The 13,903-nt window shown below is 37.3% G+C and carries 14 protein-coding genes; 12 read left to right on the plus strand and 2 right to left on the minus strand.

Annotated elements, in window-relative coordinates:
* Window positions 1-67 precede the first annotated feature (67 nt).
* The 3 genes from truA to ACQV2O_RS04600 are packed head-to-tail and all read left to right on the plus strand — an operon-like array spanning window position 68 to window position 2,824.
* A complete protein-coding gene (gene truA, locus ACQV2O_RS04590; protein WP_428875093.1) occupies window positions 68-838 on the plus strand; it encodes a tRNA pseudouridine(38-40) synthase TruA in 771 nt (256 codons plus the stop codon).
* The gene (locus ACQV2O_RS04595; RefSeq protein WP_428875094.1) at window positions 831-1,364 is read left to right on the plus strand and encodes a GNAT family N-acetyltransferase; all 534 of its coding nucleotides are present in this window, start codon (window positions 831-833) and stop codon (window positions 1,362-1,364) included. The genes truA and ACQV2O_RS04595 overlap by 8 nt, the downstream gene beginning before the upstream one ends.
* Window positions 1,358-2,824 carry a phosphate:AMP phosphotransferase gene (locus ACQV2O_RS04600; protein WP_428875096.1) on the plus strand — a complete coding sequence of 489 codons (1,467 nt, stop codon included), beginning with the start codon at window positions 1,358-1,360 and terminating at the stop codon, window positions 2,822-2,824. The genes ACQV2O_RS04595 and ACQV2O_RS04600 overlap by 7 nt, the downstream gene beginning before the upstream one ends.
* Before the next feature lie 79 nt (window positions 2,825-2,903).
* On the opposite strand, the gene ACQV2O_RS04605 is transcribed toward ACQV2O_RS04600, so the two are convergent.
* Both ACQV2O_RS04605 and ACQV2O_RS04610 read right to left on the minus strand, forming a co-directional pair.
* Window positions 2,904-4,148, minus strand: a complete 1,245-nt coding sequence (locus tag ACQV2O_RS04605) for a peptidase U32 family protein (protein ID WP_428875097.1) — start codon at window positions 4,146-4,148, stop codon at window positions 2,904-2,906.
* A 9-nt stretch (window positions 4,149-4,157) separates the two neighbouring features.
* Entirely contained in the window at window positions 4,158-5,078 is a 921-nt protein-coding gene (locus ACQV2O_RS04610) for a peptidase U32 family protein (RefSeq protein ID WP_428873281.1), read from the minus strand.
* A gap of 202 nt (window positions 5,079-5,280) precedes the next feature.
* Here ACQV2O_RS04610 and ACQV2O_RS04615 point away from each other — a divergent pair, with 202 nt between their 5' ends.
* From ACQV2O_RS04615 to ACQV2O_RS04655, 9 genes are read left to right on the plus strand one after another with little or no spacing between them, the layout of a single operon-like run.
* Window positions 5,281-5,601, plus strand: coding sequence for a hypothetical protein (locus ACQV2O_RS04615; protein WP_428873282.1), 321 nt, complete (start codon window positions 5,281-5,283; stop codon window positions 5,599-5,601).
* Entirely contained in the window at window positions 5,592-7,517 is a 1,926-nt protein-coding gene (locus tag ACQV2O_RS04620) for a V-type ATP synthase subunit I (protein WP_428873283.1), read from the plus strand. Before ACQV2O_RS04615 ends, ACQV2O_RS04620 begins: the two co-directional genes overlap by 10 nt.
* Before the next feature lie 17 nt (window positions 7,518-7,534).
* Window positions 7,535-7,999: a V-type ATP synthase subunit K gene (locus ACQV2O_RS04625; RefSeq protein ID WP_428873344.1), complete on the plus strand. Its 465-nt coding sequence runs from the start codon at window positions 7,535-7,537 to the stop codon at window positions 7,997-7,999.
* A 12-nt stretch (window positions 8,000-8,011) separates the two neighbouring features.
* Window positions 8,012-8,590, plus strand: coding sequence for a hypothetical protein (locus ACQV2O_RS04630; protein WP_428873284.1), 579 nt, complete (start codon window positions 8,012-8,014; stop codon window positions 8,588-8,590).
* A gap of 12 nt (window positions 8,591-8,602) precedes the next feature.
* Window positions 8,603-9,613 carry a V-type ATPase subunit gene (locus ACQV2O_RS04635; RefSeq protein ID WP_428873286.1) on the plus strand — a complete coding sequence of 337 codons (1,011 nt, stop codon included), beginning with the start codon at window positions 8,603-8,605 and terminating at the stop codon, window positions 9,611-9,613.
* Window positions 9,603-9,914: a V-type ATP synthase subunit F gene (locus ACQV2O_RS04640; RefSeq protein WP_258436826.1), complete on the plus strand. Its 312-nt coding sequence runs from the start codon at window positions 9,603-9,605 to the stop codon at window positions 9,912-9,914. The genes ACQV2O_RS04635 and ACQV2O_RS04640 overlap by 11 nt, the downstream gene beginning before the upstream one ends.
* A gap of 13 nt (window positions 9,915-9,927) precedes the next feature.
* Entirely contained in the window at window positions 9,928-11,709 is a 1,782-nt protein-coding gene (locus tag ACQV2O_RS04645) for a V-type ATP synthase subunit A (RefSeq protein ID WP_428873287.1), read from the plus strand.
* On the plus strand, window positions 11,702-13,078 hold the full coding sequence (locus tag ACQV2O_RS04650; protein WP_428873289.1) for a V-type ATP synthase subunit B: 1,377 nt from the start codon (window positions 11,702-11,704) through the stop codon (window positions 13,076-13,078). Before ACQV2O_RS04645 ends, ACQV2O_RS04650 begins: the two co-directional genes overlap by 8 nt.
* Window positions 13,079-13,084: 6 nt before the next feature.
* On the plus strand, window positions 13,085-13,711 hold the full coding sequence (locus ACQV2O_RS04655; protein WP_428873290.1) for a V-type ATP synthase subunit D: 627 nt from the start codon (window positions 13,085-13,087) through the stop codon (window positions 13,709-13,711).
* Window positions 13,712-13,903: the final 192 nt, after the last annotated feature.

Here is a 13,903-nt window from a genome sequence, read left to right on the forward strand (position 1 = left end):
CAACCATTAGCCTTTATAATGAAGAAAAGAATGTCTATAATTAAATGAGATGGAAAGGAGTGGGAGTTTGCCACGTTATGTAGCTAAAGTTCAATATGATGGAAGTCACTATCACGGTTATCAAATTCAAAAAAATGGTATATCTATTCAAGAGAAAATTGAAAATGCCTTGCTTCTTATTGCTAAAAAAAGCCCAGAAAACCCTATTAAAATTATAGGTTCCGGTCGAACAGATGCAGGGGTTCATGCCATGGGGCAAGTGATCCATTTTGATTTTCCTGCTTCGATTCCGGCTATCAATCTTTTGCGTGCTTTGAATTCTATTCTTGAAAAAGACATTCGTATTATTCAATGTAACCAGACGAAGATAGATTTTCATGCCCGCTACCATGCTATTGGAAAGTCCTATCGCTATCGCGTGGATACTCAAGCTTTCCCAGATCCTTTTAAACGAAATTTTACCACTCACCATGGTTATCCTTTTGAAATTGAGCGCATTCAAGAAGGTTTAGCTTATCTACAAGGAGAACACGATTTCACAAGTTTTTGCTCTACTAAAACAGATAAAGAGAATAAAGTGAGAAACTTATATGAAGTAAAGGCTAATCTAGATATTCCTAATCAAGAGTTAGTTTTTGATTTTAAAGGGAACGGATTTTTATACAATATGATCCGTATTATTGTGGGAACTTCCCTTCAAATAGGTGACGGCCTTAAAGAACCTATCGAGATGCAACGACTTCTAGATATAAAAGATCGCAACCAGGCAGGTCCTACAGCGCCTCCACAAGGTTTATATTTAATGCATGTAGAATATGAGGAGGATCCTTTTGAGTAAGATAAAAAAAACAAGTGACTGGCAGGTTCGTCGAGTAGAATTAAAAGATATCGATAAGTTGCAAGCCATTTATGATCAAGCACGTCGATTTCAATTGGCTACTGGTAATCTCAATCAATGGATTGATGGCTATCCTGGCAGAGAGGTCATTCTAAATGATTATCGTTCAGCACATTCTTATATAGTAGAAGATAGGCTCGATCATGAAATTTTAGCAGTGATGGCTTTGCTAGCAGGTGAAGACCCTACTTATAAAAACATTCAGGGACAGTGGCTGAATGATGAAGAGTATGTGACTATTCATCGACTAGCATCTTTACCATCAGCAAAAGGTAGTGGGCAAGCATTATTAGACTGGACCTTGGAACATTATTCGAATATCAGAATTGACACACATGAGGAAAATCAACCAATGAAACATATTTTAGCAAAGCTAGGATTTCAGTTTTGTGGCATTATTTTTTTAGAAAATGGCGATCCTAGAGATGCTTACCAATATTACAGAAAGAAGGAGAATCCATGTTAAAAGACTTTGATTTTGAAAAAAATGACCAACGCTTTGATAACTATAAAAGATCAGAGTTGGGTGAAAGGCTCGATCAATTACAACGAACAGTTAAAGGACTTGAAATTCCAGTTTTAATTTTAATTGATGGCTGGGAATCGGCAGGTAAAGGCTATGTGATCAACGATTTAACGCGTGAACTCGATCCACGTTATGTGAGAGTAGAAGTCTTTGACAAGGCCAATCAAATGGAAAAAGCGCATCCTTCTGTTTGGCGTTTTTGGCAAAAAATTCCCTCTAATCAAGAAATAGTTGTCTATGATCGTTCCTTTTACTATCAAGTCTTTAATCATGATCAAAAAAATGATGAAAAACTAGAGCAGCGTGTTCGTGAATTAACAGAACTAGATAGTACTTTGATAAATAACGGTATGATTGTTATTAAGTTTTTCATAAATATAACGGAAAAAACACAAAAAAAACGCATCAAGAAACTTGAAGAGACAGTTGAAGGAAAGCATTTGTTATCTGAGGTAGACTATGAACAAAATAAAAACTACCAAGACCACCAAGAATGGTTTGAAAAGATTCTTACCCAAACTAATAATAAACGATCACCTTGGCATATCGTTGCAGCTGAGGACAAAAAATATGCTTCTAAAATGGTCTTAGGGACGGTAATTGATGAAATTCATCGTGGTATAGAACGGATCGTTCAGTGCCGGACTAGGGATGAAGCGATTAAAAGAGATCGTGATCAGGTTTACGATGTTCTTGACCAATTTGACTTAAGTAAGAGTCTTTCAAAAGATGATTACCACAAGGAGTTAGCTAACTTACAAGAGCAAGCGGCTAAATTGGTTTACCAATGCTATGATCAGAAAATCCCCATTGTTTTAGCCTTTGAAGGAATGGATGCAGCTGGTAAAGGTGGGGCAATTAAGCGGTTGACCCGGCACATTGATCCTCGTTCTTATAAAATATTTGGAATTAACGCACCAGACCCTATAGAAGAAAAATTTCATTATTTATGGCGTTTTCAAAAAGAAATGCCCGAAGATGGTCAGATGGTTATTTTTGATCGTTCTTGGTATGGGCGGGTCTTAGTTGAGAGGGTAGAAAATTTCACCCCTGAAAGAGATTGGGAACGCGCTTATGAAGAAATTAATCAAATGGAAAGAACCTTGGCCGACCACGGCACGGCTGTCATGAAGTTTTTCTTATATATTGATAGTCAAGAACAATATGAAAGATTTGAAGATCGGGTAGAAGATCCAGCCAAAAACTATAAAATAACAGCTGAAGATTGGCGCAATCGTGAGAAAATGCCACAATATTTAGAGGCTATGAATGAAATGTTGGTTCGCACAGATACCGAATATGCTCCTTGGTATATCGTAGCCAGCAATGATAAACGCTATGCCCGTATTCAAGTCTTGAAATACTTCATTGAGCACTTAGAAAAAATAATAGCTAAATAAAAGCAACTCTGAAAGATACCTACCCTTTGACTGTTTATCCAGCAAAAGTGGTAGGTATCATCTATGAGTTGCTTTCGTTTTATTTTAAGTGTTTACGAAGCATATCGTGCTTAGCAACAGGTTGACTGACTTTCATAGTAACAATTTGCATAGCGTGAGGAGCCACTTTGATTTCAGCTCCTGTGTCATCCCACATTTGATCTAATGTTTCTTGATGACGGCGCATGCCAGGACCATAAAATTCAATGGTTTCACCAACTTTAAAGTTATTGCGTTGTTGAATAGTAGCGATGGTTGTATCAGGGTCATAATCTAAAACTTCCCCTATAAAGGAATACTCTGGTCGACGTCGACGCTTGCCAAACAATTGCTCTTTTTCACTTGGTGCGTCGTAATAAAAGCCAGTTGAAAGCTCGCGTTGAGCAATTTTCCATAATTCATCAGACCATTCTTTTTTTACTTCATAATTTTTAGGATCAGCAAAGAAGCTATCAATAGCCTTACGATAAACGTTAACAACGGTTGAGATATAATGGATGGATTTCATACGGCCTTCAATTTTCAGCGAATCAATCCCTGCCTCAATGATTTCAGGGATATGGTCTAACATCCCCATATCAACAGCTGACATCGAGAAAGGTTCTTTAATACCCGGTTCACCTGCCCCCACCATTACTTTTTGGTCCAACTCAGGCAGTTCGAATAAGCCATAGTGCCAACGACAAGATTGACAACAGCCGCCTCGATTAGCGTCACGATTAGCCATATGGTTGGAGAGAGTACAACGACCGGAATAAGATATACACATAGCACCATGAATAAAAGCTTCGATTTCTACATCCGTATTAGCACGGATTTCTTTAATTTCTGCCATAGAGACCTCACGTCCTAAAACGCAACGTGTCAGTCCGGCTTCCTGCCAAAAGTTCAAGGTTTCATAATTGACAGCTGATTGCTGGGTGGAAAGGTGAATGTCTAGTCCCGGAGCTTCACTGGCACATATTTGCATAAGAGTCGGATCAGACACAATGACCGCATCAATGCCAATATCCCTTACTTGCCGGAAAAAATCACCAGCACCTATCTCATCATTTTCATGAGTAACCATATTAGCAGCGACATATACCTTCGCATCTCTTGCATGGGCAAAAGCGACTCCCTCAGCCATATCCTCAAAAGAAAAATTACCGGCTCTTTTACGAAGTCCGTAATCATTACCGCCAATATATACTGCATCTGCTCCATAGTGAATCGCAGTTTTTAGTTTTTCGAGCGTTCCTGCGGGTGCTAATAATTCTGGTTTTTTAAAAGTTAAGTTTTCCATAAGCGCCTCCTATTGTACCTGGTCTGCTTCATATAAGAAGAAACCTGTACCCAATTCCCGATTTTTAGTGTGATATTGTTCAACCGCTACACGATGTAGTTTTAGTCCTTCTAAAGTCACTTGGTCTTGTTCAATTAATTCCTTCACACGTATAAAATGTCTTGCGACTTGTTTGAACGCTTCTTCGGGTGTAAATAATCCATCTAAATACCAATGCGTTTGTTGAACATTTGCTAAATCGGGTAAATATTCAATTAAATTTAAATCTTTATTGGCAAAGATATGTGTACCGTGTTGATCGGTGTAGATCGAATAATGGCTATCCTTTTTATTAGGCTCAGACAAGAAAAGATCACGATCGGTTAACTCCTCAACATCCTTATGAATATAGTTAAAGTAATTATTCAATAAGCGTCTTCGACTTTGATGAATACAAGTAGAGCCATAGACTTGATAAACAAGAGGAATTTGACTTTCAGCTAACATATCCTTTAATTCAACAAATGGCACTTCACTTGCGACAAAGGCTCTCTTAGCGCCATATTTGGCCCAAAAATTTACTTGACCGGATGAGGTCATTAAAACAGAAGCATTATAAATATATGGTAAGTAGAGGTCTTCATCTTTAAGAATTTGAATTAAGCCAGTATCGCCAACCATAATTTGGTCTGCACCGATTTCTTTGATCTTCTTTAGAAAAGATCGTGCTTGCTTAATTTGTTCATTATGCAAAATAGCATTCATGGCAATGATGACTTCTTTTTTGTATTGGTGGGCGTAATCGATAACCTCTTTCATTTCGTCAAACGAGAAATAAGCCGGCAAGCGCAAACCAAATACTTCCTCACCAATAACAACTTGATCGATCCCAAGATCGATTAGTTTTTTGGCTTGTCCTATCGATTCAGCTGTTGCAATCAACTTGATCATTAGAACCCTTCTTTCTAATCGTTATTTTATTCATCTATCAATTATATACGAGTAAACAGAGATAATAAACAGCATTTTAATACATAGTAACTTTTTCACAAACTAAATAATATTGGAAACGGAATCAAAATTCATGTTATAATATCAGTGTCGCTAATTATTTATTTCCTATTTGAAATAGGAAAAGAAGGGTGGTGAACGAATGGCAAATTTAATTGAGACAGTTAACGAATTAGAGGCATTAAGTGCTGAAAAAGTTGCTGATTATCAAAAAAAATTGCAAGAAATGCAAGAAAACTTTGAAGATCAAAAACTCACATTTAAAAGGCAGGTTGATTCGGAATTCGCTCAATTTAAACAAACGACTAAAGAAAAATATAATCATCAATTTCTTGAGGTTGAAAATGACTTAAGAAATGAAAATCAATTGTCGGTTGTTCAAATTGAATCCGATATTGCTAACCGCCGTGAGGATTTGACGCAAAAAATTGCTGAAAAGGTGGTGAAAGAAATATGGCAATAGCTAAAATGGCTAAGGTTTTAGCAATTGTTGAGAAAGAAAATCGTGACGACTTGATGCAGGCATTTCAAAAAATGCAAAACATTCAAGTGAAGACAATTAACTCTGAATTGTTGGACCAAGAGCCAAAAATGGAATCAAAACAACTGACAGAATATCTCGATCAGTTAGAAAATGTCCGATCAGCAAAAAAATATTTAGAAAGTTATCTAACAGCTGAATCCTTTAAAGACAAGTATCTAACGCCATTACCAGAAATGAGTATGGCTGAAATTGAAGAAAGTCAAATGGATGAGCAAGCTAAGAAGATTACTGATAAAGTATGGGAAAAGAAAAAGATGCTAGAAGAAATTGATTCCCAAATTCAAATTTGCGAGAATGAAGCCGATTTTTATCATAAGTGGCGCAATCTAAAAGCACTTCCAGATTACGCTAAAGATTATCGCTATACACGCTTGTTATTAGGGACAATTCCTCAAACAGCGGATAATGAATATTACAATGCTTTGAAAGAAGAAGACCGAATTGCACTGGAAGAGGTCTATCAGTCTAAAGAAGAAATTGGCCTGGCAGTTGCTTTTGATAAGGATGATGCCTTCGAAGTGAATCAATTTCTTAATCAAAACCGCTTCCAGATCTTAGATTATCGCTTCAAAGACCTTCCGGTTAAACTGCTAGAAGAATCCCATATAGAAGCGGAAAACTTAAGAAACAAAGCCAGAGATCTAAGAAAAGAATTGGGAAGTTTCAGACAAGAATATAACCAATTAAAAATCGCTGAAGAAGTTTTTTATGCCAAAGTAGAAAGACAAAAAGCAACAGAATTAGGATTAAACAAAGGGGAGTTGTTCGCTCTAGAAGGTTGGATTGAAGAGCAACAAGCTCAAGCAAGCTTAGAAGAAGTTATAAAAGCGCTAAATGGAGAAGTTTATTTAGATTATGTGACACCAACTGAAGAAGAAAGCGAAGAAGTACCCATTCAATTAAAAAATCACCCTTTGGTTGAACCTTTTGAAACAGTTACTTCAATGTATGGTCTACCTGGATATAAGGGGTTTGACCCGACATCCTCTTTAACGCCTTATTATTGGACATTCTTTGGAATGATGATTGCCGATTTAGGTTATGGAATTTTACTCTGGTTAGGAACCTTTATCCCATTAAAATTCTTTACGATCGATAAAGGGATGAAAAAAAACATACGTTTCTTCCATCTCTTATCATATGCTGTTTTGCTATGGGGCTTAATTTACGGGTCGTTTTTTGGTGAATCCTTGCCTTTCAAGTTGCTATCACCTACTGAAGACGTCATTCAGGTATTGGCCTTGTCGATTGGTTTAGGATTTATCCAAATCATTCATGGACTCATCCTAAACACACTCCTAAATTGGGAAAGTAATCGATTAGATGCAATTAAGGATGGACTATCATGGATTATCATGCTATTTGGCTTTTTAATTGCAGTCCTTGGACCAATGTTATTAAACATTGAAAGTCTACAACAATTAGGCCTATATTTAGCTGGGTTTGCAGCCATAACAATTTTGGTAGTAGCTATTATTAAAAGTAAAAATAAATTTGCCGGTTTCGGAGCCGGTTTATACGATTTGTATGGCATCTCTTCTTATTTAGGAGATTTAGTATCGTATAGTCGACTAATGGCCCTTGGTATAGCTGGAGGATCAATTGCCTTAGCCTTTAATATTTTGGTGGCATATTTACCTCCTGCAGCAAGATTTTCAGTGGGTATTCTATTAATCATTGCTTTACAGTTATTTAACTTTGGCTTAACGGTCTTAAGTGCTTATGTTCACTCTGCACGTTTAATCTTCGTTGAGTTCTTCGGTAAATTCTATGAAGCTGGGGGTCAAGCCTTTGCCCCATTAAAATACTTAGGCAAATACATTAATATTAAATAAATTTACTAGGAGGTAATATAATGGAATTTTTACAAGAATATGGTGGTTATTTATTCGCCGTTTTAGGGATAGCAGTGGCAGTTATTTTCTCAGGTTTTGGTTCAGCTAATGGGGTTGGTACTGCAGGTACATCCGCTGCAGCTTTAACTAAAGATCAACCTGAAAAATTCGTTCAATCTTTAATCTTACAGTTACTACCAGGTACACAAGGCCTTTATGGATTTGCGATTGGCTTCTTAATTTTCTTACAGTTACAACAAGGCATGGAACTACAAACAGGACTTAATCTATTAATTGCTGCTATGCCTGTTGGTTTTGTAGGTTGGGTATCAGGTATTCACCAAGGTAAAGTAGCTGCAGCAGGTATGCAGATTTTGGCTAAACGTCCTGAAAAAGTTATTAATGCAATTATTTATTCAGTAATGGTTGAAACTTATGCAATTTTAGCATTCGTATTCTCATTCTTACTTGTTCAAGGATAGGAGGTCAAACTTGTGGGAAACATTGAAACTTTACAAAATAAAATCTTAGGGAAAGTTCAAGCCACAGGTGAAGCACAAGTTCAAGATCTTCAAAATGAGTTGTCCCAAGCAATGGACGATTACAAAAATCGGATTAATAAACAATTTGAGCATGATAAAGAAAACTTTATTCGTAAGCAAGAGCAACAATTTGAAATTCGTAAGCAATCATTGGCTAATGAATTGCGCAACTCACAGCTTACTCATAAGCAAAAATTATTAGAAGAAATTATCCAAGACGTTCCTGAAGAAATAAACCATTCGATAGCTAATAATTTGGGTCAAATGATTCAAGCGGCAATGCAAAAGTTGGATTCAAATCAAGCTTTTGAACTAAGAATCGGTGAAAAATCACGTCAATTTATTTCTGATGATCAAGCGAATAAATTTCATGCAGATTATAATATGATGCAATGGGGCGAAAACGTTGCGGATAAATCTGGTTTTATTCTTACCCAAAAAGGGATGAATATGAATTATTTATTTGAAGATATTATTAATGAACTGAAGCCTCAACTGCTTATTGAACTTGAAAAACAACTGAAAGCATAAGGGGGGCTTATAATGAAAGAATTAGAGTATGCTGGTTTAAATACGACCCTGCGCCTCTATGAAGCTCAACTTCTCAGTCAATCAGACTATGAAACGTTATTACAAATGGACCATTCTGATGCTGTTTTAGACTACTTAGGTAAGACGGCTTATTCTATTCCGGAGGAAGTGCGTTTAAATCGTAGTTTTGAGCCAATCATTCAACAACGTTTGGTTTATGTATATGAAGAATTACTTGAGGCATCACCTGATAGGCGTATAATCGAAATCTTCTCATTAAGATATACTTATCATAATTTGAAGCTTTTAATTAAAGAAAAATATCTGGATGAAGATTTGTCTCATTTGTACATTCCGATTGGCAGTTTTTCAAAAGAGGAACTTGCTCAAGTTGTGTCTACAAAAGGACAAAATGAAGACCTTCATCCTGTATTAGAAGAAGCTGTCTATGACGCTATCACAGCAGTAGAAGACACAGGCGATACCCATTCGATTGATGTCATTTTGGATACAGCCTATCTAAGACATATCCGATCTCATGCCGATGCAATGAAGCATGAAGAACTCAGTCGATTTGTAAAAATGAAAATTGATTTTCAAAATTTATTAACTTTTGTCCGTGCTTTTAAACAAGGTCAAAGTACATCATTTATTTTCACCTCTTTATCAAGTCAAGGGGCAGTGAGTCGTGATGATATCATTGAAAATTGGCGAGAAAAAGATTTGAACGGTTTAGTTGAAACTTATCAAACAGCTGAATACATGATTAATTTAGACCCTGTTTGGGATCAATTGAATGATGAAAAGGTCAACCCAACTGAACTAAATGCTTTAATTCAAGGCGAGTTTAGTCGGATTTTAAGATCATTCTCATTTGATGCCTTCGGGCCGATGCCAGTACTTACTTATCTATATTTCTTGGAAAATGAGAGTGACAACGTACGTCTCATCTTAATTGGGAAAGAAAATAATTTAGACAATCAACTAATTAAAGAAAGGATGCGACCTATTCATGGCATATAAAATAGCAGTAATCGGTAACCGTGACGTCGTATTAGCCTTTAAACTATTAGGATTTGAAGTCTATCCAGCAAGTAGTGGCGAGGAAGCTAGAAAAATTCTACACGATTTAAAAGAAGAAAATATTGGTGTCGTATTATTGACAGAAAATCTAGCTCATGAAATACCCGATACGATTAGTCACTTTGACACTTTACCAACCCCTGCGGTTATTCTAATTCCAACTCATAAAGGATCTCTTGGAATAGGTAAAGCCAAAGTCAATGACAACGTTGAAAAAGCAATCGGACAGAACATATTATAAAAGGAGGAAAAAAATGACAACTGGAATTATTCAAGAAATTTCAGGACCTTTAGTGAAGGCTAAAGGAATGAAAGACTCCTCAATTCGTGAAATTGTTTTGGTTGGAGAAATGCAACTTACTGGTGAAATTATTGAAATGCACCAAGACGTTGCATCCATTCAAGTATACGAAGAGACCTCGATGTTGAAACCGGGCGAAATCGTAAGACCTACAGGACATCCTCTTTCAGTTGAATTAGGACCAGGTCTATTAACCAAGATGTTTGATGGGATTCAAAGACCATTAGAAGATTTCATGCAAAAAACAGAGAGTAATTTTTTAGTAAGAGGAAGTAACATTGATGTTTTAGATCGAGACAAGGTTTGGGAATTTGAAGCCCGTAAAGCAGTGGGTGACCATGTGGTAGCTGGCGATATTATTGGGGTCGTTCAAGAAACCAAAATTATTGAGCACCGCATTATGGTTCCTGTTGGCATTGAAGGAACAATTAAATCCATCGAATCTGGCTCTTTCAAAATTGAAGATACCGTTTGTGTGGTTGAAACAGAATCAGGCGAACATGAATTAAATATGGTTCAAAAATGGCCGGTTCGTTTGGGACGCCCTTATAAAGCTAAATCAACTCCCAAAGCACCACTAAAGACAGGACAACGTGTAATTGATACATTCTTCCCAATCACTAAGGGTGGGGTAGCTGCTGTTCCTGGACCTTTCGGGGCTGGAAAAACGGTCGTTCAGCACCAAATCGCTAAGTATGCTGATGTTGACGTAGTGGTTTACGTAGGATGTGGTGAACGTGGAAATGAGATGACGGACGTTATTAACGAGTTTCCAGAATTAATTGATCCTAAAACGGGCGAGTCTATCATGCAACGTACTATTTTAATTGCTAACACTTCCAATATGCCGGTGGCGGCTCGTGAAGCTTCAATCTATACAGGTATCACTATTGCGGAATACTTCCGTGATATGGGCTATTCAGTGGCCATCATGGCGGATTCTACTTCACGTTGGGCAGAAGCATTACGTGAAATGTCAGGACGTATGGAAGAGATGCCAGGGGATGAAGGTTATCCAGCTTATTTAGGTTCACGTATTGCAGAATACTATGAGCGTGCCGGCTTGGTCCAAGTATTGGGATCAGATGAGCGCGTTGGTTCAGTTTCTGCCATTGGAGCGGTTTCACCTCCAGGTGGGGATACTTCAGAACCCGTTACCCAAAATACTTTACGTATCGTAAAAGTATTCTGGAGTTTAGATTCTAAACTTTCACAACAACGTCACTTCCCAGCTATTAACTGGCTAGATTCTTATTCTCAATATTCAACCGATGTTCAAGCACATAATGATGAACACATTGACCCAAGTTGGGGTGAGAAAGTACGTCATTGCTTATCCCTTCTTCAAGAAGAATCAAGCTTGCAAGAAATTGTTCGTTTGGTTGGTTTAGATTCACTTTCTGAAAAAGATAAATTAACGCTTGCCATCGCAGGGATGATTCGTGAAGACTTCTTACAACAAAATGCTTTTGACGATGTTGATACGACAACCTCTGAAGAAAAACAATTGAAATTATTGAATTTAATTATTGATTTTGAAATTGAGGCAAGAGAAGCAATGAAACTGGGTGCTTACTATAATGAAATTATGGAAGGTACTCAAGAAGTTCGTGAGCAAATTGCTCGAGCTAAATTTATTCCAGAAGAAGAAATTCACCGCTTGGATGAGATTGATCAGCAAATTGCTACCTACATGAAACAAGTATTAGAACAAGGAGGTGGAGCAAATGCTTAAGGAATATACAAATATTTCTGACCTATATGGTCCTTTGATGATTGTAGATGGCGTCGAAGATATAGCCTATGACGAACTAGTTGAAATTGAGCTCCACGATGGTGAAATTCGTATGGGTCAGGTGTTAGAAGCTAAAGAGGGTAAAGCCGTTGTTCAAATTTATGGTGGTACTTCTTCAATGAAGCTATCCAATATTAAAGCGCGTTTTAAAGGCAAGCCCTTAGAATTTGCTTTATCCGAAGATATTGTGGGACGCATCTTTGACGGTATGGGTAATGTGATGGATGGCGGACCGCAAATCATTCCTGAAAAGTTTGCTGATATCAATGGTCAAGCGATTAACCCAATGGCGCGTGACTATCCGGATGAATTTATTCAAACAGGTATTTCAACCATCGACCATTTGAATACACTGGTTCGTGGACAAAAACTACCCGTTTTCTCTGGTTCTGGTTTGCCGCATAAAGAGTTAGCAGCCCAAATTGCACGTCAAGCAACTGTTTTAAATTCTGATGAAAATTTTGCAGTTGTCTTTGCAGCCATGGGAATTACTTATGATGAGGCTGAATACTTTATGGATTCTTTCCGTGAAACCGGAGCAATCGATCGTTCAGTAATGTTTGTTAACCTAGCTAATGACCCAGCAATTGAGCGGTTAGCGACTCCAAAAATCGCCTTAACTGCTGCCGAATACTTGGCTTTTGAAAAAGATATGCACGTTTTAGTTATCATGACAGACATGACGAACTATTGTGAGGCCTTACGTGAAGTGTCAGCAGCCCGTCGTGAGGTACCAGGCCGTCGTGGCTATCCAGGTTACTTATATACCAACCTATCTACACTCTATGAACGCGCAGGACGTTTAGTAGGATCTAAGGGATCGGTTACTCAAATCCCAATTCTTACCATGCCTGAAGATGATATTACTCATCCAATCCCTGACTTAACCGGTTATATTACTGAAGGACAAATCATCTTAGACCGTTCATTAGATAACCAAGGTATTAAGCCGCCTATTAATGTTCTTCCTTCCTTATCGCGTTTGAAGGATAAGGGAACCGGTGAAGGAAAAACACGTGAAGATCATGCACCGACAATGAACCAGCTATTTGCAGCTTATGCCAAAGGTAAAGAAGCAAAAGAATTAGCGATTGTATTGGGTGAGTCAGCCCTTTCAGATATCGATAAACAGTATGTTAAATTTACTGATGAATTCGAGAAACGCTATGTTAACCAAGGCTTTGATAAGAACCGTGACATCTTTGAGTCGCTTGATATTGCCTGGGACTTATTAAAGATTTTACCGAAGAGCGAATTGAAACGGATCAAGGATCCAATGATCGAGCAATACTTACCGAAAGGAGAGTAATGCACTATGGCAAACGTATTAGGGGTAAAGCCCACCCGGATGGAGCTGTCAGCTTTAAAGAGTACGCACGCACTGGCTAGTCGCGGGCATAAGTTACTTAAAGATAAGCAAGATGAATTGATGCGCCATTTTATTGATTTGATTCGTAAAAACAATGAACTAAGAGATCAAGTGGAAGCAGAACTTTCAAATGCCTTACAATCATTTGTATTAGCGAAGTCTTTAATGAGCGATCATTTTATTGAAGAGATAGCGGCCATTTCAGGTGAAAACATTGATCTTTCAATTGACCTTAAAAATATTATGAGTGTCAATGTTCCTAAAATGGATTTTAATTTAGATGATGATATTGATGATGAGCCTTTACGCTATGGTTATTTGAATTCCAATGCGGAATTAGATGAAGCTTTAGAAGGTTTAAGGTCCATTTTGCCCAAGTTATTAGATTTAGTCGAAATTGAAAAGACTTGTCAGCTTTTAGCCGATGAAATCGAAAAAACAAGAAGACGTGTTAACGCTCTTGAATATCGAATGATTCCGGATACCGAAGAGACAATCAACTATATTTCAATGAAGTTAGAAGAAAATGAGCGAGCAAGTATCACTCGTATGATGAAGGTTAAAGATCTATAATTAGTAGAAAGATTAATAAATTAGTCTTATGAAAAAATCCGAATAGTATGTAGAAAGATTGTCAAATAAATCAATGGATTTATTACTCACTCCACTGATGCTTCTCTAAACGTTTAATCTATAAGAGAGCATCAATAGTTGGATTGAATGTTCTTTCTATAACTATTCGGATTATTTTTATTTATGAAGAGC

The organism is Facklamia sp. P13055, from assembly GCF_050409445.1.
Lineage (GTDB): Bacteria > Bacillota > Bacilli > Lactobacillales > Aerococcaceae > Facklamia.

Excerpts from the sequence above, each read along its gene's own strand:
- ACQV2O_RS04600 (WP_428875096.1), top strand. The coding sequence starts at position 1,358 with ATGTTAAAAGACTTTGATTTTGAAAAAAATGACCAACGCTTTGATAAC.
- ACQV2O_RS04605 (WP_428875097.1), bottom strand. The coding sequence starts at position 4,148 with ATGGAAAACTTAACTTTTAAAAAACCAGAATTATTAGCACCCGCAGGA.
- ACQV2O_RS04610 (WP_428873281.1), bottom strand. The coding sequence starts at position 5,078 with ATGATCAAGTTGATTGCAACAGCTGAATCGATAGGACAAGCCAAAAAA.
- ACQV2O_RS04615 (WP_428873282.1), top strand. The coding sequence starts at position 5,281 with ATGGCAAATTTAATTGAGACAGTTAACGAATTAGAGGCATTAAGTGCT.
- ACQV2O_RS04620 (WP_428873283.1), top strand. The coding sequence starts at position 5,592 with ATGGCAATAGCTAAAATGGCTAAGGTTTTAGCAATTGTTGAGAAAGAA.
- ACQV2O_RS04635 (WP_428873286.1), top strand. The coding sequence starts at position 8,603 with ATGAAAGAATTAGAGTATGCTGGTTTAAATACGACCCTGCGCCTCTAT.
- ACQV2O_RS04640 (WP_258436826.1), top strand. The coding sequence starts at position 9,603 with ATGGCATATAAAATAGCAGTAATCGGTAACCGTGACGTCGTATTAGCC.
- ACQV2O_RS04645 (WP_428873287.1), top strand. The coding sequence starts at position 9,928 with ATGACAACTGGAATTATTCAAGAAATTTCAGGACCTTTAGTGAAGGCT.
- ACQV2O_RS04650 (WP_428873289.1), top strand. The coding sequence starts at position 11,702 with ATGCTTAAGGAATATACAAATATTTCTGACCTATATGGTCCTTTGATG.
- ACQV2O_RS04655 (WP_428873290.1), top strand. The coding sequence starts at position 13,085 with ATGGCAAACGTATTAGGGGTAAAGCCCACCCGGATGGAGCTGTCAGCT.